The 21,731-nt window shown below is 55.3% G+C and carries 18 protein-coding genes; 9 read left to right on the forward strand and 9 right to left on the reverse strand.

Annotated elements, in window-relative coordinates; genetic code table 11:
* Positions 1–311 precede the first annotated feature (311 nt).
* Entirely contained in the window at positions 312–1,904 is a 1,593-nt protein-coding gene (locus tag A6U95_RS26680; RefSeq protein WP_065686675.1) for a sensor histidine kinase, read from the forward strand.
* 17 nt (positions 1,905–1,921) lie between these two features.
* Positions 1,922–2,608 carry a response regulator gene (locus tag A6U95_RS26685; protein WP_065686676.1) on the forward strand — a complete coding sequence of 229 codons (687 nt, stop codon included), beginning with the start codon at positions 1,922–1,924 and terminating at the stop codon, positions 2,606–2,608.
* A 128-nt stretch (positions 2,609–2,736) separates the two neighbouring features.
* Here the strand turns inward: A6U95_RS26685 and ompL are convergent, their stop codons facing one another.
* From ompL to yihU, 8 genes are all read right to left on the reverse strand, one after another.
* The gene (gene ompL / locus A6U95_RS26690; RefSeq protein ID WP_065686677.1) at positions 2,737–3,456 is read right to left on the reverse strand and encodes a porin OmpL; all 720 of its coding nucleotides are present in this window, start codon (positions 3,454–3,456) and stop codon (positions 2,737–2,739) included.
* Between the two features lie 104 nt (positions 3,457–3,560).
* A complete protein-coding gene (locus A6U95_RS26695) occupies positions 3,561–4,997 on the reverse strand; it encodes an MFS transporter (protein ID WP_024530707.1) in 1,437 nt (478 codons plus the stop codon).
* A gap of 85 nt (positions 4,998–5,082) precedes the next feature.
* Positions 5,083–6,480 carry an MFS transporter gene (locus tag A6U95_RS26700; RefSeq protein ID WP_065686678.1) on the reverse strand — a complete coding sequence of 466 codons (1,398 nt, stop codon included), beginning with the start codon at positions 6,478–6,480 and terminating at the stop codon, positions 5,083–5,085.
* Positions 6,481–6,560: 80 nt separating this feature from the next.
* A complete protein-coding gene (locus A6U95_RS26705; protein WP_065686679.1) occupies positions 6,561–8,588 on the reverse strand; it encodes an alpha-glucosidase in 2,028 nt (675 codons plus the stop codon).
* 54 nt (positions 8,589–8,642) lie between these two features.
* Positions 8,643–9,986, reverse strand: coding sequence for an L-fucose/L-arabinose isomerase family protein (locus tag A6U95_RS26710; protein WP_065686680.1), 1,344 nt, complete (start codon positions 9,984–9,986; stop codon positions 8,643–8,645).
* 27 nt (positions 9,987–10,013) lie between these two features.
* Positions 10,014–11,057, reverse strand: coding sequence for an aldose epimerase family protein (locus tag A6U95_RS26715; protein ID WP_065686681.1), 1,044 nt, complete (start codon positions 11,055–11,057; stop codon positions 10,014–10,016).
* A gap of 47 nt (positions 11,058–11,104) precedes the next feature.
* Positions 11,105–11,968, reverse strand: a complete 864-nt coding sequence (locus tag A6U95_RS26720) for a class II fructose-bisphosphate aldolase (protein WP_065686682.1) — start codon at positions 11,966–11,968, stop codon at positions 11,105–11,107.
* Between the two features lie 48 nt (positions 11,969–12,016).
* The gene (gene yihU / locus A6U95_RS26725; protein WP_065686683.1) at positions 12,017–12,907 is read right to left on the reverse strand and encodes a sulfolactaldehyde 3-reductase; all 891 of its coding nucleotides are present in this window, start codon (positions 12,905–12,907) and stop codon (positions 12,017–12,019) included.
* A gap of 225 nt (positions 12,908–13,132) precedes the next feature.
* Here yihU and A6U95_RS26730 point away from each other — a divergent pair, with 225 nt between their 5' ends.
* From A6U95_RS26730 to proX, 5 genes are all read left to right on the forward strand, one after another.
* Positions 13,133–14,029 (forward strand): sugar kinase, encoded by an 897-nt coding sequence (locus A6U95_RS26730; RefSeq protein WP_024530700.1) that lies wholly within the window; start codon positions 13,133–13,135, stop codon positions 14,027–14,029.
* 36 nt (positions 14,030–14,065) lie between these two features.
* Positions 14,066–14,866, forward strand: a complete 801-nt coding sequence (locus A6U95_RS26735) for a DeoR/GlpR family DNA-binding transcription regulator (protein WP_024530699.1) — start codon at positions 14,066–14,068, stop codon at positions 14,864–14,866.
* Between the two features lie 343 nt (positions 14,867–15,209).
* Positions 15,210–16,409 (forward strand): glycine betaine/L-proline ABC transporter ATP-binding protein ProV, encoded by a 1,200-nt coding sequence (proV, locus tag A6U95_RS26740; RefSeq protein ID WP_024530698.1) that lies wholly within the window; start codon positions 15,210–15,212, stop codon positions 16,407–16,409.
* Positions 16,402–17,511, forward strand: coding sequence for a glycine betaine/L-proline ABC transporter permease ProW (gene proW / locus A6U95_RS26745; RefSeq protein WP_024484842.1), 1,110 nt, complete (start codon positions 16,402–16,404; stop codon positions 17,509–17,511). Before proV ends, proW begins: the two co-directional genes overlap by 8 nt.
* A gap of 72 nt (positions 17,512–17,583) precedes the next feature.
* Positions 17,584–18,588, forward strand: a complete 1,005-nt coding sequence (proX, locus tag A6U95_RS26750) for a glycine betaine/L-proline ABC transporter substrate-binding protein ProX (protein WP_065686684.1) — start codon at positions 17,584–17,586, stop codon at positions 18,586–18,588.
* Between the two features lie 32 nt (positions 18,589–18,620).
* Here proX and A6U95_RS26755 read toward each other — a convergent pair whose 3' ends face one another.
* On the reverse strand, positions 18,621–19,499 hold the full coding sequence (locus A6U95_RS26755; protein ID WP_065686685.1) for a LysR family transcriptional regulator: 879 nt from the start codon (positions 19,497–19,499) through the stop codon (positions 18,621–18,623).
* 103 nt (positions 19,500–19,602) lie between these two features.
* Here A6U95_RS26755 and A6U95_RS26760 point away from each other — a divergent pair, with 103 nt between their 5' ends.
* Both A6U95_RS26760 and mprA read left to right on the forward strand, forming a co-directional pair.
* A complete protein-coding gene (locus A6U95_RS26760) occupies positions 19,603–20,802 on the forward strand; it encodes an MFS transporter (RefSeq protein WP_065686686.1) in 1,200 nt (399 codons plus the stop codon).
* Positions 20,803–21,195: 393 nt separating this feature from the next.
* Positions 21,196–21,717: a transcriptional repressor MprA gene (mprA, locus tag A6U95_RS26765; protein WP_021178983.1), complete on the forward strand. Its 522-nt coding sequence runs from the start codon at positions 21,196–21,198 to the stop codon at positions 21,715–21,717.
* Positions 21,718–21,731 lie beyond the last annotated feature (14 nt).

A 21,731-nucleotide genomic window follows, 5' to 3' on the forward strand; every position in this document is an offset into this window, starting at 1 on the left:
CATAGAGAAACGCTTGGAGTCACCGCTGTGATTTTGTTCAAAATAAAAAAGGGTTTTTAATGGGGGTTATGGTTTCTATGGTGTTAATGCCCTTTATGTAAAATAGCCAGTGGAGTTAATGGCGTTAATAATAGGCTTATTTTAAGTTTTACTGATTTTATCGCACGTTCGGTGTCCGCTACGCCGCTGTGTAATATTCCTCTACAATAAAGCCGTGCCGATGCTCACAACTTGATCTTGGGCAATATTACTTCAAGGGCGACTCATGATAGGGTAGTCACCCAAACAGACACCAGGACCCGCGGCAAACCATGCACATCAAACTCTCTTTTCATATCAAGCTGTTCCTGTGCCTGGTCGCCTTTTCCTGCGTGTTGCTGACGCTGATCGGGGTTTACACTTACTACAAACTGGATGCGCAGTTGCACCGGGATCTGGGCGCCCGTGCCCAAGTGCAGGCACGTGAGATTGCGCTGATCCCCTCCCTGATCACCGCCGTTGAAAATAACGACACGCAATATATCGCCGCACTGATGAAAAAAATCCGTGCCAGCAGCGATGCCAGCTATATTGTCATCGGCGATAGCCACACCATGCACCTTTACCATTCCGAACATGCCGACCGTTTGGGAACCCCTATGGTGGGGGGCGATAATAAAGAAGTGCTGGAAGGCAAAAGCATTATCTCGATCCGCAACGGGGGGATCGGTATTTCATTACGCAGCAAGGCACCGATTGTGGATGACAATAACCAGGTGATCGGTATTGTTTCCGTCGGTTATCTTAAATCCCATATCGACAGTTTAAATGCCCATACGCTGACCCAGATCGTGGCCTCGATCGTCTTGTTATTGATGGCGCTGTTTATCTTTTCCTGGCTATTATCGAAGAACCTGAAACGCCAGATGTTTTCATTAGAGCCAAAAGAGATCGCGCTGCTGGTGCGCCAGCAAAAAGCCCTGCTGGAAGCCATCTATGAAGGGGTGATCGCCATAGATCCGCAACTGCGCATCATCACGATTAACCATGCCGCGCGTGAGCTGCTGGATCTGCGCCAACCGGCCAATAATCTGCTGGGCCAGCATATCGGGGAGATCATCCAGTCACAGCCCGATTTCTTTGCCGCAGCGCAGCTGGGGCACGACACCCATGATGAGGTGTGCCGTTTCAACCATGTGCGAGTGATTGCCAGCCGGGTGCGGATCATGCAGGAAGAGGAGCTACAGGGGTGGGTGATCAGCTTTCGTGGCAAGAACGACATCAACACCCTCAGCAGCCAGCTTAGCCAGGTAAAACGCTATGCCGATAACCTGCGCATCATGCGCCACGAACAGCTGAACTGGACGGCTACGCTCGCTGGCTTGCTGCATATGCAACGTTATGACGAGGCCATCCGCTATGTGGAAGCCCAGTCTGAAGGCGCACAGGAGATCCTCGATTTTATTTCCCAGCGCTTCAGCTCCGCCGCGTTGTGTGGCCTGCTGTTGGGCAAATACTCCAGCGCTCGGGAAAAAGGCATCGAGCTCCGTTTCGATCCCGCTTGCCAACTGCGCCAAATCCCCGCCGCGCTGAATGAAACCGAGCTGATGTCGATTATTGGCAACCTGCTGGATAACGCGTTCGATGCTACGCTGCATTGCGCGGCACCGCACGAAGCGGTAGAACTCTATATCAATGACAGCAGCAACGAGCTGGTGATCGAAGTTGCCGATCGCGGCACCGGGATTGCACCGCAGGTTCGTGATACGCTGTTTGAACAAGGCGTGACAACCAAAGATAAGGGCGACCACGGTATTGGCTTGCACCTGGTGGCCAGCCACGTCGCTCAGGCGCATGGCAGCATCGAAGTGTCGGACAACGATCCGCACGGCGCCATTTTCTCGCTGTTTATCCCCAAAGCTTAAGCACCCGGATCCGACCTATGCAACCTGAGACACTGGACGTTCTGATCGTGGAAGACGAGCCGCAACTGGCCACGCTGCACGCCGAATTTCTTGAGAAAAATTTCAACCTGCGGGTGGTGGCCTATGCCGCAACCCTGGCGGAAGCCAGAGCAAAAGTGAATGCTCACCAGCCCCGGCTGATCCTGCTGGACAACTTTCTGCCAGACGGCCAGGGGATTGCGCTGATGGAAGAAGCGGCGGTGAAAAAGCCCGGTTGTTCGGTGATTTTTATCACCGCAGCCAGCGACATGAATACCTGTAGCCAGGCGATCCGCAACGGGGCCTTCGACTACATCATCAAACCGGTATCCTATAAGCGGCTGCGCAATTCGCTGGAACGCTTTATGCAGTTTGTACAGACCCAGCGTACCTTCAAGGTCAACGACCAGAGCAGCGTCGATGCGCTGTATAACCTGCAGTCCAAGCAGTTTTCCAACGAGCCCAGCGCCAAAGGGATTGAAACCATCACCCTGGAGTTGGTGCAGGCGTTGTTCAACGATCGGCCAGAGGTAGCCCATGCGGTGGAAGACGTGGTGGCACACGCCGGCATTAGCAAAACCACCGCACGCCGCTATCTGGAATACTGCGTGACGACCCAGTTTATACGCGTCGAAATGCTCTACGGTAATATCGGTCATCCGCGCCGTTTATACCGCAAGGCTTAGGCTGACATCTGCCTGTCACATTGCAGGGCTATGCTGGCTCCTAGATATCCCCTTCGATATCGGCATCAATGTTACATTCAGCTCTTTTTACCCGGCCAAGACTTGGCCGGGTTTTTTATTCGTGTGGCTTAAAAGGTATACCGCAGCCCTACGCGGATACGATACTGCTCCTTATTATAATCGTTCCAGCGATCCAGCCATTGCAGCTCCAGATAGGGCATCCAATGGGTATCAATTTTATAGCTGAACTTATTGGTGATCTCCCAATGGTGGCTCTTGCCATTTTTGCTGTTAAAATCGTTTACCCGGATAAAGTAATGTGGCTCGAAGGTATAATTTAACTCATCGCTGAGCTTAAAGTTCCAGTAGTTGGCAATTTCATGGGTATCATTACGCGCCGGGTTGCCGTTAAAATCGATGGAATCATAGTTATTATGGTTATAGCGATAACGCACGGTCAGGTTGAAAAACGGCAGGAATTTATAGTTATTGTCCAGGTAGACGGCACCGCCAGAGCCCGCACTGCTCGAGTTGACCAGCCCACCAGGAGACACCGTCCATTTATCCGTTGGCCGGAACAATGGATACCAGCCCTCCAGCTCGTTATAGCTGTGCTTGAGCTGATCAAACTTGCCAATGTTATAGGCGTTGGTGGCCATCACACCGGCTCCCCCCTCAAAATTATAGCCGCCGCGCAGGATGATTTCGTTTAATTCAGAGGCGGTATTATAAGCCTCACGAGTTTCCAGATAGGCACGTCCGGCCTGAGCGCTGGCTGAGGCAAACAACGCCGCCACCAGCAGTATCGTATTGGTTTTATTGCTGCTACAACCCCAGAAAGTAGACATGGTTGAGTTTCCTTGTGTCATTAATCCTGATAAAAGCATGCAGAAATCCCGCCGCCATGCCGTTAGGCATGACAGCTGTGCGTTATTGTGAGTAATACCCTGGCTTAGACTTCTTTGATTATTGCCGTATTGATTGCCGGATGAAGCTCGGCCTGTTCGTCGCGGTTTCCTTTTTTGTTGTTAATCTCGGTGATTATTTGCATAAATAGCTGCTCATTTAACTTATAGAAAAACCCCATCATGACGGCGGCTACCATCGCCAATACGCAGGGATAAATAAAGATTAACTCACGCAAGCCTTTCAGCACCGAGGCTGACTGCTCAATATTCGGAATATAGCCGATCTGCGTCAGCATAATGCCCGGTAACAATCCGGCTAATGCGGCGGAGATCTTGCGTGAAAAGGTATAGCCGGTATACACCGAGCCTTCCGCGCGGATGCCGGTTTTCCATTCGCCGTAATCAACGGTATCGGGCACCAGCGCCCAGTTCAGGCTGTTGACGAAGGCCGTCCCAAAGAAGGCCATGCAGGAGAACGCCACGAAAGAGAGCGAGCTGTCGCCCCAGGCGTAGTTACACAGATCGCCCAGGCACCACAGCAACAGGCCACCAAGGTAGACCCGCTTTTTGCCAAAGCGCTTCACCGCCGCTGGCACCATCAGCACGCCAATCAGAATGCAGCCCATGCTGAAAAAGCCCATATAGGACAGCAAATGGATATCGTGCAACACGTATTGGGTGTAATAGACCTGGATCGCCAGCTTGATATTAAACGCCGCCAGCGTACACAGGTTGGCAATGCACAGCACCAGCAACGGCGGGTTTTGGAAAATGGCGCGGAAGGATTTGAAGATGCCAGGTTTATGATGCGCCGGTACCACGTCAACGTAGCGCTCTTTGACTCCGCCGTGGCACCACCACATGCAAAACACGCCACAGGTCGCAAACACCACCGCGGCAACCAGATAGCCCATCTCCGGGCGTGAAGTGAACAACATCTGGATCGGGACAAAGCCCACGGTGCACAACAGCAACCCCAGCGTTGCCCCTCCCTGCCGCCAAGCGGCCAGTTGCGCGCGCTCCTGCGGATTTTTGGTGATGGCTGGCACCATCGCCCCATAGGAGCAGTTCATCAGGCTGTAAAACAGGCCGAACAGCATAAACAGTACGGTGGCCAGTACGGTTTTGGTATTCAGGCTGAACCCGCTATTGAGAAAGTTGGCCACGGCCAGTAAAGCCACCGGCAGCGAGGCATAGAAGATAAACGGCCTGAACTTGCCCTTGGGACCGATATTACGCCGGGAATCCAGCAGCACGCCGGTCAGCATATCGGTGAAGGCGGTGAAGAATTTGGCGATCAAGAAGATCACACCGCCGTAGATGGCGGGTAATCCCAGAATGTCGGTATAGAACTTCAGCAAATACAGGGTACCGATACACAGCATCAGGTTGGAACCGAAGTCCCCCATACCGTAGGCGAACTTTTCACGCAGCGGCAACCGCAGCGTAACGGGATCTTGGTAGGATAAAGAGTTGGCCATCTGACGGGTCCTTATTATTGTCTTACACCCTGCGTCTTTCTGGTTGCAGGGGCGAATAAATTCGCCCCGATTAACACCTGGCCGCTTATAACGCCGGGCTTACCACCCGCTTGCGCTCTTCCAGCTCACCGACGATCTTGAGGTAGTTCTTCTCCGTCAGGTGATAGAACAGCCCCATGGTCAATGCGGTCAGCACGGCCAGGCCACAAGGATAGAGGAAGATTAACTGCCGCAAGCCTTCCAGCGTACCAGGCCCCTGCGCCACGTTAGGAACATAGCCGATATAGGCCAGCATCACGCCAGGGAAGAAACCCGCCAGCCCTTGGGAAACCTTGCGAAAGAAGGTAAAGCCGGTATAAACCGTGCCTTCCGAGCGCACGCCGGTTTTCCACTCACCGTATTCCACGGTGTCCGACACCAGCGCCCAGTTGAGGCTGTTGACGAAGGCCGTGCCGAAGAACGCCAGGCAAGAGAACAACACAAACAGCGTGGAGGTATTGCCCCACATATAGTTCATGGCATCGCCCAGGATCCACAGCGACAGGCCGCCCAGATAGACGTTTTTCTTGCCAAAGCGTTTCACCACCGTCGGGACCAGCAGCACCCCGAGCAGGATGCAGCCCATACTGAAGAAACCCATATAGGACAGCAGGGTGATATCGTTGAGGACGTATTGGGTGTAGTAGATCTGGATCGCCAGCTTGATGTTGAACCCCGCCAGCGTGCACAGGTTGGCCACGCACAGCACAAACAGCGGTTTGTTACCGGCGATGGCCTTGAAGGACTGCAACAGACCCGGCTTGGGTGCGCCCGGTTTCGGGATCTCGACATAACGCTCTTTAACGCCGGAATAGCACCACCACATGCACAACATGCCGACGAAGGCGAAGATCGCCGCTGCTACCAGATAACCCACTTGTGGACGCCCATTAAACAGCGACAGGATCGGCACAAACGCCACGGTACACAGCAACAGACCCACCGTCGCCCCGCCCTGCCGCCAGGCAGCCAGTTGCGCACGCTCCTGCGGGTTTTTGGTCATCGCGGGCACCATCGCGCCGTAGGAGCAGTTCATCATGCTGAAGAACAGCCCGAACGCCATAAAGATCAGCGTGGCGATCACCGTTTTAACGGTGACGTCAAACGAGGCACCCACGCCGATAAAGTTGGCTACCACCAGCAACGCCACCGGCATTGAGGCATAAAGGATAAATGGGCGGAACTTGCCTTTGGGGCCAATATTGCGCCGGGAATCGAGCATCAGCCCGGTGCCCATGTCGGTAAAGGCGGTAAAGAAACGCGAGATGAGAAAGATCAGCCCGCCCCACGCGGCGGGGATCCCCAACACGTCGGTATAGAATTTCAGCAGATACAGCGTGCCGACACACAACAGCAGGTTGGAACCGACATCGCCCATGCCATAGGCGAATTTCTCGCGCAGGGGCAATATCAGCTTCACCGGATCCTGGTTAGCTTCACTCATGGTGATTCTCCTTGGAAAACACCTATTCCCAGAGATAGCCGCCCTTGCCGGTTTGGCAACGGGCGGCTGACAGTTGGTGATTACAGCGTGCGTAGCGAGGCGAACAACTCCGCCCACTCGCTATCCGCCCGATAGAACACCGGCGGCTGGCCCATTGGGGCTGCTATCGTCACCTCGGCCCCTCCGCTATGCCGCTCACCGGTCCACAGGTTGATCCAGCTATCCTGCGGCAGGTAGAGCGTCCAGTCGGTGCGCCCTTCTTCATGCACCGGAGCCACCAGCAGATCGCGGCCAAACAGGTATTGGTATTTCAGGCTGTAGGTGTGGGCATCGTCTTCATAATGCAAGAACAGCGGGCGCATCACCGGTAAGCCGGACTGCGCATTGAGCGCCACCGCCTGCTTGATGTACGGCTTGAGGGAGCTGAATACCTGGCTCATGCGGGCAAACTGACGGATGGTTTCCACGTCATGATCGAACTGCCAGTTATCATCCGGACGGTTGCCTTCATGGGTACGCATCATCGGCGTGAAAGCGCAGAACTCGCACCAGCGCATCAGCAGTTCTTTGCTGCGTTTCATCTCAAACAGCGTGGTGTAACCGCCAATATCACTGTGGTGCAGACCGTGGCCGGTCATCGCCAACGACAGCGCCGCCGGGATCACCGAAGCCAGGCCGTCGTCCAGGCTCCAATCCACGTTCTGATCGCCCGCCCACATCATTACCGAATACTTCTGGCTGCCGGTGTAGCCCGCGCGCATAAAGAACAGGATCTCGCCCAGCTTGCCGCATTCTTCCAGCGCGTCGTAGTTGCACTTGGCCCATAGTGCCGGCCAGGCGTTATGCATGATTTCCGCATCGATGCCGTTATGCAAAACGGTATCGGTCGGCAGATATTCGCCAAAGTCCGCCATCCAGCCGTCGAGGCCAAATTCGATCAGATTCTTTTTGATGACGTTCTTGTACCAGTCATAAGCTTCAGGCTTGGTGAGATCGACTACGCCAGCATAGAACTCGCCAAATTCAACCTGGTAGTCTTTGCCGTCATAATCCTTGGTCAGATAGCCTTTCTCGGCCGCCTCGGCATACAGCTCTTTCTCTATGGCTACGTAAGGGTTGATGTACCCCAGAAAATGTACCCCCTCTTTTTTCCACTGCGGGATGCGTTTATCCAGCTCCGGGTACAGCTCGCTGTCCCAGCGCCAGTTCCACATCAGGCGTTTGCCAAAAGAGGTGATCCGCCGTCCTTCCCAGTCCTGCGCCCAGATCCCGCTAACCTTGACACCGTGCTCGCGCATTACGTCCAGCTTCTGTTGGCAGACCTCGGTGCCGCCCTGAATACCCAGGATGACGCCGTCATACACCCAGTCCGGCAGTTCCGGCTGGCGGCCAAGTAATGCGGTCAGCTTTTCCAACAGGCTGATGTAGCTGTCGGCACAGTCAAAGCGCAACACCGCCTGATCCTGCCAGATCGCCAGTTCATGGAACTCTGGGGCAGAAAAATCGAAGTTCATGTAGCAGCTGTTTTCTACGTGGCAGTAATATTTCTGGCTGCTGACAAACGTCGGCTGCGGGAAGAAGGTCCAGTAGTAATCACCACCGGCGTTCTCCTGGCAGTCTGCCTGCCAGGTAACGTAGGTCTGCTTGTTACGGCCAACCCCCTGCTCACTGGTCCATAACGGGAAAGGTTTGCCGCGCAGGTCGAAATAGGAAAACTGTTCGCCGCAGCCATAAACGTGATCTTCCTGCTGGGCAGCCAGGCGCAGCCACATGCGATTGTTCTGCTCGTCGCTGTTGCGCAGCTGCATTTCCAACCGCCCTTGTGCATCGGTAGTGATTGCCAGCGTGCACTGGGCCACATCGCCCCGGCTAAAGCGGATCAGCCAGCCTTTGTCCTGCGGGACGATCTGGGTTTCGGTCAGCGCCAGTTTTTCACTGAGCTGGTCTTTGATGCTGAAGTTGCCGCGGAACATCTCGATATCCGCCTTGCCGCGCCCAATCCACAGGCACGGAGCAGCAGCCGTGTGTTGTATCAGCACTCGCTGCTGAAAGGTCAACGTAAATCCACCTGCGTGTTGCGTAAGTTCCAAGCCTTGCTGAGAAGCCATGATCCATTCTCCAAAAGGTTAAATGCCGTATTTTTCCAAGCGTTGGTTGCCCGCTCAGGTCAGTTCAATCACGTCCAAACCAAGCAGACCGGCCACTTTGCGCAGCAGCGGACGGTGCTCGCCGTAAACCAGCGAGGTATGGTGCTCCATACCCGCCGCAATCAGGCGCTGGCGGTAAGTGTCTGCATCTACATCCAGGCGCGCGGTCCCGGCTGTGCCGGAAAACGCCAGCGGAGCCTTGATCATTTCGCCACCGGCCAGCATCAGGCGCAGCTTGCCCTCGCCCTGAGTGATGCGGCATAGCGTGATACGCCCCGGTTTGAGAGCAAATTCAGACAGCAAAGGAAGCTTGCGGTTGGAGTGGATGGTGGCCTGCACCGGGCCATCACGATCGGCCATTTCGATCGGTGCCTGCCCGCAGTGCCAGAACACCACGCTGTTATCCTGCGGATCGATATCCACCAGGTCGGTATTGAACGCCGCATTGCCAGAGGCCCACAGCGCCATCAGCGAAGAGAGCACGCCAAACATGTCGGCTTCGCAGCCACAGGGCACTTTATCTTCGTTCATCAATGCCAACGCCCCACACGCAGCGCATCCGTAGTCGGTAAAGAAATCCGGCCAGCAGCGCACGGCAATGCCGGTGTAACCTTCACGCTGCGCTTTTTCACGCAGGGCAGAATAAACCTTGAGCGTTTTGCGGGTGGCCGTTTGATCCATTTCCGCCAGGTTAGGGAAATCCTTGGCACGGCGGGCATAAGGCGCATCGGCTACGCTGTCCGGCAGCGCCTTCACCTCTTCAATAAACTCCAGCACCGGCTGGCGAGTCACCTCAACGCCAAAGTGCTGCGTCAGCTGCTGCTGGTTGTAGTTGCAGGCGTCAAAACCCAGCGGGTGCTCGCCAATCACCATCACTTTGGCCTGTTTGAAGCGTTTAACAATCGCTGCGGCCTGCGCCAACTGCTGTAATTCGTTAATCACTCGACTATCGTCCGGCTGGCCGTGCAGCGTTTGCACGTTGATGGCTTCACGGCTCAGGGCATGACAAGCCAGATTCACCCCGCAGAAAGAGTTCAGGCGCAAACGGCCACCGGTACGGGCTTCCGGGAATGACCACATCGCCGTGGGCACTGGGAAATCACGCACCACTTCGGTGGTGAGGGAGGCATCGGTAAAGGTCACTTGCAGGATCAGCAGCAGATCGAGATTGGCCTGTTTGAGTGCAGGCAGTATTTGCAGAGCCGATTCGGCATCAAACTGCAATACCGGTTCCCCCACCAGCTCGATATCCATCCCGCTCAGCGTCTGCCAGGCCTGCGCCAACATCTCTTGCGCGTAGGGCACGTCGAAGGTCGTGCGGCCAAGCGCCAACACGCCTACTTTTGCTTTATTTTTCATCACATTGCTTCCAGTAATCGAATAAATCTATGCCACGGTGCTGAAGCGGTGTTCAGTCTGGCTGTAATAGTTTTCCCCTGGGCGCAGCACTACGTTGCCAAAATGGGCGTGGTGAATGCTGTCTGGGAACGCCTGGGTTTCAAGGCAGATGCCGGAAAACGCCTGATAGCGATGGCCAGCCTTGCCATTCCAGATCTTGTTGGAAAGCTTAAAGGCGTTATAAAACTGCACGCCCGGCAGCGAGGTGTGTACTTCCATCACTCGCCCGGTCTGTGGGCAGATCAAGGTCGCGGCGGGATGCAAAGCACCGTCGCCAGGCTTAAGCACATAGTTCATATCAAAATCCTGTGCCGGGCGGTGCAGCATGGCGTCCCCAAGACGACGGGCGTTGCGGAAATCAAATGCCGTCCCGGCAACGCGGCGGATTTCACCGGTGGGTAGCATGGTGGTTTCATCCACCGGGGTGATGAAGTCGGCGTCGATCTTGAGCTGTTGATCGTGGATCAGGTGCTGATGCCCGCGCAGGTTGTAATGGCTGTGATTGACCAGATTGACCAGCGTCGGCTTGTCCGTCTGTGCCTCAAAGCTCAGCGTCATCACGTTATCTTCCGTCAGGCCGATGCGGTGGCTAACCTGCAGATTGCCCGGATAACCTTCCTCACCATCGATAGAGGTACGGCTGAAAATAATGCCGTCGCCGTCTTCCTGTGCCTGCCAGACATACTTGTCAAAACCCCGACGTCCGCCGTGCAGGTGTTGTCCGGTAGGGAGTTCATTGGTGGCCAGAATATATTCCTGACCGTCGATGCTGAAACGACCACCGGCAATACGGTTGGCGCAGCGCCCGGCTATCGCGCCGAAGAACGGATGCCCGGCCTGATAAGCCGCCAAATTGTCGAACCCCATCACGACATCTTCCGCTTGCCCATGGCGATCCGGCACCCAAAGCTCGGTAATAATGCAACCGTAATCGGTCACGCACAGCCGCATTCCGTTGGCATTGGTCAGCGTGAAAAGGGAAACGGCCTGCCCTTGATGTTCGCCAAAATGCTGGCGTTGAATGGTTGTCATAATCGATGCCCTATGGTTAGCGCGGCAGCTTGCCGCGCAACGGTTGCTTAAAACTGAGCGGCTTTACCCTGGCTGCCAAACAGCCTGATTTTTTCGGCGACCTTGGCCTGCATCACATCACGGCCATGCCCGAGCGACACCGCCAAGACAAACTCGTGCGGATCTTTGTCGAGCACTTCAGCCATTCCCTGGGTGAAGGCCTGCCGCAGTTCGGTGTCCACGTTCACCTTGGCGACCCCCAGTGAGACCGCCTTACGGATCTGATCGTCAGGTACGCCGGAGCCACCGTGCAGTACAATCGGCTTTTTGACGATCTCGCGGATCTCTTGCAGGCGCTCGAACGCCAGCTTGGGCTCCTGCTTGTACAGGCCATGAGCGGTGCCTATGGACACCGCCAGATAATCCACCGTGGTCGATTGAGCAAACTGCAGCGCTTCGTCACTGCTGGTGATCAGAGCGTCTTTTTCGTCGACCGAAATATCATCCTCGGTGCCGCCGATCTTGCCGATCTCACCTTCGACCCCAATGTTCAACACGTGGGCAACGTCCGCCACGGCACGGGTGATCCGCACATTTTCGTCAAATGACAGGTGAGAGCCGTCAAACATCACCGACTGAAACCCGGCCTGCACCGCCTGCATGGTCTGTTCGAAGCTGCGGCTGTGATCCAGGTGGATGCACACCGGCACCGTGATATCGTGCATAAAGGCATCGATCATCGCCTTCATGGGCTCCAGACCCATCACGCTAATCACTTTCTGCCCCACCTGGATCATGATCGGGGCCTGCTCCTGTTCGGCTGCCAGCAAAATGGCGCGAATGGTTTCGGCGTTGTGTGCGCTGAACGCGCCGATGGCATAGCCGTTTTCCCATGCATGTTGGATCATGGTGTTACCAGATAAATAAGGCATTTCTTCTCCCCTCTGCGCGCTGAATAGCAACCGCAATTACGTTAAGTGTTACGCGTGATTCGCTCTGCCCGAAGCAGCCCGAACCTGTTCCAAAATGGCACTCCAATCCTGACGCCCGCGCCCGCTGGCCCGCGCCTGGCTGTAAACCTCGCGTGAGGCTGCCCCCATCGGCATGGCGACGTGCAACTGATTGGCCACATCCAGCGCTATGCCCAGATCCTTGTGCGCCAGATCGATCATGAACGCCGGGCTGAGATCGCCCTTCAGCACCTTGTTTGGCCAGGTGGTGGTGAAATGCCCCTTGCCTGCCGGTGTGCCGCTCATGACTTGCAGCGCGACATCAAACGACAGCCCTAGCGCCTCGCACAGTACCGCAGCCTCGGCAGACAGCGCGTTGAGCGCGATGCTCATGTAGTTGTTGATCAGCTTCACGCGGATCCCCATGCCTGGCCCACCGGCGTTGATCAGCTCCGAGCCCATCGCCATCAGCACGGGCGTCGCACGCTCCACCTGCTCGGCAGTGCCACCTGCCAGGATCAACAACGTACCAGCCTGAGCATGGTCTGAAGTCCGCCCGACCGGGGCATCCATCAGGCTAAAGCCCCGTGCCTGCATTTGGGCAATCAGCCGATCCGTTTGCAGCGGGTGGATGGTGGACATATCCATCACCAATGCCGCAGGCGATAAGGTGCAGCACACCCCCTCGGCACCAAATAACACCTCATGCACCAGTTCGCCGTTAGGCAACATGGTGATGACGAACTCCGCGTCCAGCGCCGCCTGCGCCGGGCTGGCTGCCGCCTTGGCCCCCTGAGCGACCAAGGCGCTGACCGCCACCGGGCTGATATCAAAAACGTTCAGCCGATGCCCCTGCTTGATCAGGTTGCTGGCCATCGGCGCGCCCATTTGCCCTAACCCGATAAATGCGATCTGTGCCATGGTTCTCTCCTGTTGGTTACCCTTGTCATCTCTGTGTCATTTCACCGCCCACAAATCAGACCATTTTTGTCTGTTTTTGATCGTATTTGTAATTTATGGTCAAAAAATTGACAGCCGTCACTCTTTTAACATTTGAGTGAATTAAAATGGTGGCAGCGTGATCGGCAGCCACTTTTTGCTGAAAACCGTTCGCTTACCACAGATCAACATCCAGGGATCCAGACCATGACTCGAATCGCATGCGTAGGCATTGCAGTGCAAGACCGTCTGTATTACGTAGAGAAACTGCCTGAGGGCGGGGGGAAATATGTTGCCACCGACTACCGCGAAATTGGCGGAGGCCCGGCGGCAACGGCTGCGGTGGCCGCAGCCAGATTGGGCGCAGAGGTGGATTTCATTGGCCGGGTCGGCGACGATGCTACTGGGCAAACGCTGTTGGCCGAGCTGGGCAGCTATGGCGTGAATGTCAGACATGCGCGCCGTTGCCCGCAGGCGCGCTCATCGCAATCGGCAGTGCTGGTGGATGCTCAGGGGGAGCGCATGATCATCAACCATCCCAGCCCAGATTTACCCGAGGATGCCGAATGGCTGCATGACATCGACTTTAGCCAGTACGACGTGGTGTTGGCGGACGTGCGTTGGCATCAAGGGGCATTGACCGCCTTCACCTTGGCCCGGCGCGCGGGTGTCACTACCCTGTTGGACGCCGATGTCACACCGCAGGATATCCGCCCGCTGGTTGCTTTGGCCGACCATGCCGCCTTCTCCGAACCGGGTTTGCTGCGGATGACGGGAAAAACGGATATTGAGCAGGGATTGCGTGCGGCAAAAAATGACAAAAACGGACAAGTTTATGTCACTCAGGGTAAACATGGCTGTTTCTGGCTGGAAAACGCTCAGCTGAAACATCAGCCAGGCTTTCCGGTTGAGGTAGTGGATACCACGGGAGCTGGCGACGTTTTCCACGGTGCGCTGGCGATAGCTCTGGGTTCACAACCCGATATAGCTCAGGCGGTGCGTTACGCCAATGCAGTTGCCGCATTGAAGTGTACTCGTCCTGGCGGGCGCGCTGGCATTCCCAACTGTGATCAAACTGACTCTTTCCTGGCCAGTTTTGTATAATATGGTTGGCCGATGACAATATTAAGGGAGTGGAGCATGAGTCTGACTGAACTTACCGGCAACCCACGCCACGATCAGCTGATCCAGTTGATCGCCAAGCGCGGCTATATGAACATCGACGAGCTGGCGCAATTGCTGGAAGTGTCAACGCAGACGGTCAGGCGCGATATCCGCAAACTGAGCGAGCAGGGGCTGATTAGCCGCCATCATGGGGGGGCGGGTCGTGCCTCTAGCGTGGTCAACACGGCCTTTGAGCAACGGGAGCTCTCTTACACGCAAGAGAAGATAGCCATTGCGGAAGCCATTGCCGATTACATCCCCGATCGTTCCACCATTTTTATCACCATCGGCACCACCGTTGAGCATGTTGCCCGAGCGCTGATGAACCACAGTCACCTGCGCATCATTACCAACAGCCTGCGGGTGGCACATATCCTGTATAAAAACACCGAGTTCGAAGTGATGGTGCCGGGCGGTACGCTGCGGCCCAATAACGGCGGTATCATCGGCCCCAGCGCCGTAAGCTTTGTGGAAGGCTTTCGCGCCGACTACCTGATCACCAGCGTAGGGGCAATCGAAGCCAACGGCGATCTGCTGGAATTTGACGTGAATGAATCCAGCGTGGTGAAAGCGATGATGGCACATTCGCGTCATATTCTGCTGGCTGCGGACCACACCAAGTTCCATGCTTCGGCGGCAGTAGAAATCGGCAATACCCGACAGGCGACCGCGTTATTTACCGACCTACCTCCCCCCTCTGCAATGGGATCGGTGTTACAGCAGCAGCAAGTAGAACTGGTCGTTATTCCCACCAGCAGCGAAGAACCCACGCTCTGATCTACGGTGGTAAACCTGCTGATTTTCCTGCCATTCGTCAATGCACGCAGAACGTTACTATGCGTGCATTAATTACCCATTTGACGCTGCCAATATTCCCTGCAAATAGTTGTCATTGTCGCCAATATATCCTGCCATTTCCTGTTGCTCATTACGGTTAAATAACCGCGTAAAAATCGGGTAATTATGCCCAATCATCAAACCTGATATCACTAGAAAAATCTTACGATATGAACATTGAGGGTTGTCTCAGAATGTCAGTGTGTTAGGGTATAGGGCACTCTTATTTTCTATTAGGACAATTTTAGCGTTTGATAATAAACCAAAGGAAACAGCGAATTGCATGGCAATTAAACTAGAAGTTAAAAATTTATATAAGATATTTGGTGAGCACCCGGAACGCGCATTTAAGCTGATAGACAAAGGTTTGACGAAAGACCAGCTGCTGGAAAAAACGGGGTTATCACTTGGCGTCAAGAACGCCTCTCTGGCCATTGAAGAAGGCGAGATATTTGTCATCATGGGGCTTTCCGGTTCCGGTAAATCCACCTTGGTACGCCTTCTCAATCGTCTGATAGAACCCACCCGCGGTGAGGTGCTGATTGACGGCGAAGATATATCAAAAATATCCGATACTGCGCTACGCACCGTACGGCGTAATAAGATCAGCATGGTGTTCCAGTCATTCGCCTTAATGCCACATATGAACGTATTAAATAATACCGCGTTCGGCATGGAATTAGCGGGTATTCCTTTACAGGAACGCCAGGAAAAAGCGCTGGACGCGTTGCGTCAGGTTGGGCTGGAAAATTATGCCAATGCTTATCCCGATGAACTGTCCGGTGGTATGCGCCAGCGTGTCGGCTTAGCCCGCGCCATGGCTAACGATCCGGATATATTGTTAATGGATGAAGCCTTCTCTGCGCTGGACCCATTAATTCGTGCCGAGATGCAGGATGAACTCGTCAAATTACAGGCGAAACATCAGCGCACCATCGTCTTTATTTCCCACGATCTGGATGAAGCGATGCGTATTGGCGACCGTATTGCCATTATGCAGGGCGGCGAAGTGATCCAGGTGGGGACCCCGGATGAAATATTAAATAATCCGGCCAACGATTATGTGCGCACCTTCTTCCGCGGCGTCGATATCAGCCACGTTTTCAGTGCCAAAGATATCGCCAAACGTCGCCCGGTGACCCTGATCCGTAAGACCCCCGGTTTTGGTCCGCGCTCTGCGTTGCAGATCCTGCGTGATGAAGACCGTGACTATGGCTACGTCCTCGAACGCGAGAAATTTATCGGCGTGGTATCGATAGACTCCCTCAAGCAGGCGCTGGCGGCTAAACAGACGCTGGACGACGCCTTGCTGGATGCCCCACTGCCCGTTCCGGCCGATATGCCGCTGAGCGAGCTGATCTCACTGGTAGCACAGGCCCCTTGCGCCGTGCCGGTGGTCGGGGAAGAGAACAACTATATCGGTATTATTTCCAAAGGCATGCTGCTGCAGGCTTTAGATAAAGAGGGCCCTACGAATGAGTGATAATCAGGATCCATGGGCAACAGCTGCCACATCCCCTAACGACGCCCCGGCAACCCAGGCTGCCACCAGCAGCGATCCCTGGGCAACCGGCGCACCGGCAGACAGCGTGCCCCATGATGCCGCTAATCAGGCCGCATCAAGCGCTGACTGGCTTAACAGCGCCCCAGTGGAGCCCGAGCACTTTAGCCTGCTGGATCCGTTCCACAAGGCTTGGGTGCCGTTTGACAGCTGGGTCACTCACGCCATTGATTGGCTGGTGCTGCACTTCCGTCCGCTGTTCCAGGGCATTCGCGTGCCGGTGGATTTCATCCTCAGCGGTTTCCAGCAGTTTTTGCTGGGCATGCCTGCTCCAGTCGCCATTTTGCTGTTCTCGCTGATCGCCTGGCAGATATCCAGCCTCGGCATGGGGGCAGCCACGCTGCTGTCGTTAGTCGCCATCGGCGCTATCGGGGCCTGGTCACAGGCGATGGTCACGCTGGCGCTGGTGCTCACCGCCCTGTTCTTCTGCATCTTGATCGGTCTGCCATTGGGCATATGGTTGGCCCGCAGCAAACATGCCGCCAAGGTGATCCGGCCACTGCTTGACGCCATGCAGACCACGCCAGCCTTCGTCTATCTGGTGCCGATCGTCATGCTGTTCGGTATCGGTAACGTGCCGGGGGTGGTGGTAACAATCATCTTCGCCCTGCCGCCCATCGTACGTCTGACGATCCTGGGCATCAAACAGGTGCCGGAAGATCTGATCGAAGCCGCCGAATCCTTCGGCTCCAGCCCGCGCCAGTTGCTGTTTAAAGTGCAGTTGCCGCTGGCCATGCCAACCATCATGGCCGGGGTTAACCAAACGCTGATGCTGGCGCTGTCGATGGTGGTTATCGCCTCGATGATCGCCGTGGGCGGTCTGGGCCAGATGGTGCTGCGTGGCATCGGCCGCCTGGATATGGGGCTGGCCGCCGTGGGTGGCGTCGGTATCGTTATTCTGGCCATTATTCTCGATCGTCTCACCCAGTCATTGGGGCGCGATCGCCGCAGTAAAGGGCTAGGCCGCTGGTATACCCACGGCCCAATCGGGTTGATCGCTCGCCCGTTTATCAAAAAAGCCTGATCGTTCTACCCGCCAGTGGCTTTCAGCCCTGGCGGGCTATCTCCAAACAACATCAATAACAGAGGAAAAACTATGCGCACTACAGGGATCTGGGCGATTGCCCTTACCACACTGCTTGGTTCACAGGTTGCTTCCGCTGCTGATTTGCCAGGAAAAGGTATTTCGGTACAACCGATACAGAGCACCATCTCCGAGGAGACCTTCCAGACGCTGCTGGTCAGCAAGGCATTGGAAAAACTCGGTTATGACGTGAAAGAGCCGCGTGAGGTGGACTACAACGTAGCCTACACTTCCATCGCCGCTGGGGATGCCACTTTTCTGGCGGTGAACTGGGATCAGTTGCACGCCGATCAGTATCAGGCCGCCGGGGGTGATAAAAAATTCTATCGTGAAGGGGCTTACGTCAGCGGTGCTGCTCAGGGCTACCTGATCGACAAAAAAACCGCCGACCAGTATCACATCACCAACGTTGAACAGCTAAAAGATCCGAAAATTGCCAAGCTGTTTGATACCAACGGTGACGGCAAGGCCGACCTGACCGGCTGTACCCCGGGCTGGGGCTGTGAAACGGTGATTAATCACCATATCGAAGCCTATGGCTTGGGCAAAACCGTGGAGCACAATCAGGGCAACTACGCCGCCATGATCTCCGATACCATCACCCGCTTCAAAGAAGGCAAACCGGTGCTGTATTACACCTGGACGCCGTACTGGGTCAGCGATGTCATGGTGCCAGGGCGTGACGTTGTCTGGTTGCAGGTGCCGTTCTCCTCCCTGCCGGGCGAGCTGAAAGATGTTGATACCAAGCTGCCGAACGGGGCCAACTATGGCTTCCCGGTCAACGCCATGCATATTGCCGCCAATAAGCAGTGGGCGCAGGCCAACCCTGCCGCCGCCAAGCTGTTCGCCATCATGAAACTGCCGATTGCCGACGTCAACGCGCAGAACCTGCGGATGCATGCAGGCCAGTCCTCCGAGGCTGACATCCAAAACCATGTCAATGGCTGGATCAAGGCTCACCAGGCTACGTTTGACGGCTGGGTGAAAACCGCCGCTGAAGCAGCCGCCAAGTCATAATCTCCCATGGGCGCGGCTTATTCGTTGCGCCCTCATTCCGGCAACATCATCTCGGTAAACTGTAAAAATCGTTCGGCCGTTTTCGACAGGGGTTGGTTCCACACGCAATACACCTGACGACGTGGGCCATCAACGATCGGAATAGCCACCAGCGAGCTCAAACGCTGGGCGGTGGAAATCGGCACGATCCCCGCTGCCAGGCCACGCCGCACCAGATTCTCCAACCATTCGATATGGTCAATTTCAAAACTCACATGGCGTTTGATCCCTGCCGCCTGGAAGGCCCGGTCGGTCTGCCGCCGCGCCCCGGTTCCGCTATAGAAATCCACCAGAGGCACTTTTGACAGCGTTTGCAGATTGATGCGTTGGTGCCCCGCCAGCGCATGTTCTGCGGCCACCAACGCGACCAAGGGTTCGTCGGTCAACTGGCGATGCGACTCTGGCAGCATATCTTTATCGCCGGGCCAGATACCAACAAATGCCACATCGGTCTTCTGCTGGCGAATATCTTCCAGCAACACCTCGCTAATGCCAACGTACAGCCGGATATTCACCGCCGGATGATGACGGTGGAATTCCCCCAGCTTTTCGGTGAGGTCTATCGCGTTGATGGTTGAAATGGTGCCAATCGTTAACGTACCGGATACCGTACCAGCGGCCGCCACCACTTCCTCTACCAGCGTTTGCTTGGCGGCCAGTAACCTCTGAGCCGGTTGAATGAAAGCCCGGCCAGCGGTGGTCAACTCTACGCGACGCGAAGTTCGCTCAAACAGCGTACAACCAAGTTCCTCTTCCAGTTTGGCAACCTGATGACTCAGGGCTGACTGCACCGTATGGCAGCGCTGGGCAGCACGGGTAAAGCTCTGCTCCTCGGCCACCGCCAGGGCATAACGGATCTGTTTCAGATTCATGCTATCTATCGCAAAATGAGATGGATCAAATGAAAATTATACATTGGTTTAACATTCTGTTCTGCCTGATACTTCGATCACAAATTTCCATTATTGAAGACCTATGAAGCAACCAACCGAACACCCGGGCCTTAGCCCTGCACTGACACTGTTAATCGCGATGGCCACCGGCCTGGCGGTTGCCAGCAACTACTACGCCCAGCCGCTGCTGGAAACCATCGCACAAAACTTTAACCTCTCAGTTAACCAGGCAGGATTTATCGTCACCGCGGCCCAGCTAGGCTATGCGGTTGGCCTGCTGTTTCTGGTGCCGTTGGGCGATATGTTTGAGCGCCGTGGGCTGATCGTCTTTATGACGCTGTTAGCCGCCGGAGGCATGCTGATCACCGCGTCCTCCAGCACCTTATCGATGATGATCCTCGGTACGGCTCTCACCGGTCTGTTCTCCGTCGTGGCCCAGCTTTTAGTGCCACTCGCCGCCACTTTAGCGCACCCGGCTAAACGCGGTAAAACCGTCGGTGTGATCATGAGCGGCCTGCTGCTCGGCATTCTGCTGGCACGTACCGTCGCCGGTGCTTTGGCGGCCCTCGGCGGCTGGCGAACCATCTACTGGGTGGCCAGCGTGTTGATGATCCTGATGGCCCTGCTGCTGTGGCGCGCCTTGCCACGCTATAAGCTGCATTCCGGCCTGAATTACCCGCAGTTGCTGAAGTCCATCTTTTCCCTGTTCTGCTTCACCCCGTTGCTGCGTACCCGCGCGATCATTGGCGCTTTGTCGTTCGCTAACTTCAGCGTGCTGTGGACCTCAATGGCTTTCCTGCTGGCTTCCCCACCTTTCAGCTATTCCGAGGGCGTGATTGGGCTATTTGGTCTGGTGGGTGCTGCTGGCGCCTTGGCTGCCTCACGCGCCGGTCATCTGGCCGATAAGGGCAAAGCGGGGCTAACCACCAGCGTCGGGCTGGTACTGCTGTTGCTGTCCTGGATCCCGATTGCGTTGGCGCCGTACTCTCTCTGGGCGCTGATTATCGGCATTCTGGTGCTGGATCTGGCGGTGCAGGGGGTGCATGTCACCAACCAAAGCGTGATTTACCGCATCATGCCGGAGGCGCGTAATCGTCTGACCGCCGGTTACATGACCAGCTATTTTATTGGGGGTGCCGTGGGGTCAGTGCTTTCCGCTGCCGCTTATCAACATGCTGGTTGGAACGGTGTAGCGGCGATTGGTGGCGTATTGTGCGTGCTGAATCTGCTGACCTGGTGGCGTGGCAAGCGCTATGACCCACAAGGGCCAGCCACCAGCTAGTTAGCAAGAAAATAATAACCCTTGAAATTTATTAGTTCGCAGGGTGTAAATATTACTTACTCTCTGGTAATATTGTCGCGGTAAATTATTGGCGACCTATACACCCTGCGCCCCGGACCTCCATGAACGACCTTACTTACGTAAGTTTTCTTTCTATCCCCTCCGCAGGATGCCGTAGTGCCCCGCCCAGTTACATAAACAAACCTTACCTATCTCAGCCTGCGGAACGGCAGAATTTGTGCCTTCAATCACAAGACCCTAGAGTCTGTGGCGTTAAGCATTTACAAACAACTTACAAATGACACGAATTGCTAAATTATTCCCCTTGCTGAAGATTTACATTATTAATCACTATCGTTACTATACCGAACGAAATTAATGAGGCACTAAATTATGGAAAGCTCGTTTACCCCCATAGAGCAAATGCTGAATTTCCGCGCCAAACGTCAGAAAGACTTCCCATACCAGGAAATCCTGCTGACCCGCCTGTGCATGCATATGCAAGGCAAGCTGTTGGAAAATCGCAATAAAATGCTGAAAGCACAGGGAATCAACGAAACCTTGTTTATGGCTCTCATTACGCTGGATGCGCAGGAAAACCACAGCATTCAGCCTTCTGAGCTAAGCTCGGCCCTAGGTTCGTCGCGCACCAATGCCACCCGCATTGCCGATGAACTAGAGAAACGCGGTTGGATTGAGCGCCGGGAAAGCGATCACGATCGCCGCTGCCTGCATCTGCATATGACCCAGGCTGGGGAAGCGTTTCTCGAACAATTGCTGCCACCGCAGCATAAATGTCTGCACTTTCTGTGGTCTACGCTGAACGACGAGGAGCAGCAGCAGCTTGAAATGCTGACGCGCAAATTGTTGACCCGTTTGGATCAGATGGAAGTTTCAGAACAGTTATCTCAATAATTCCTGTTCAGGTA

This window comes from Serratia sp. 14-2641 (assembly GCF_001692375.1).
GTDB lineage: Bacteria > Pseudomonadota > Gammaproteobacteria > Enterobacterales > Enterobacteriaceae > Chania > Chania fonticola_C.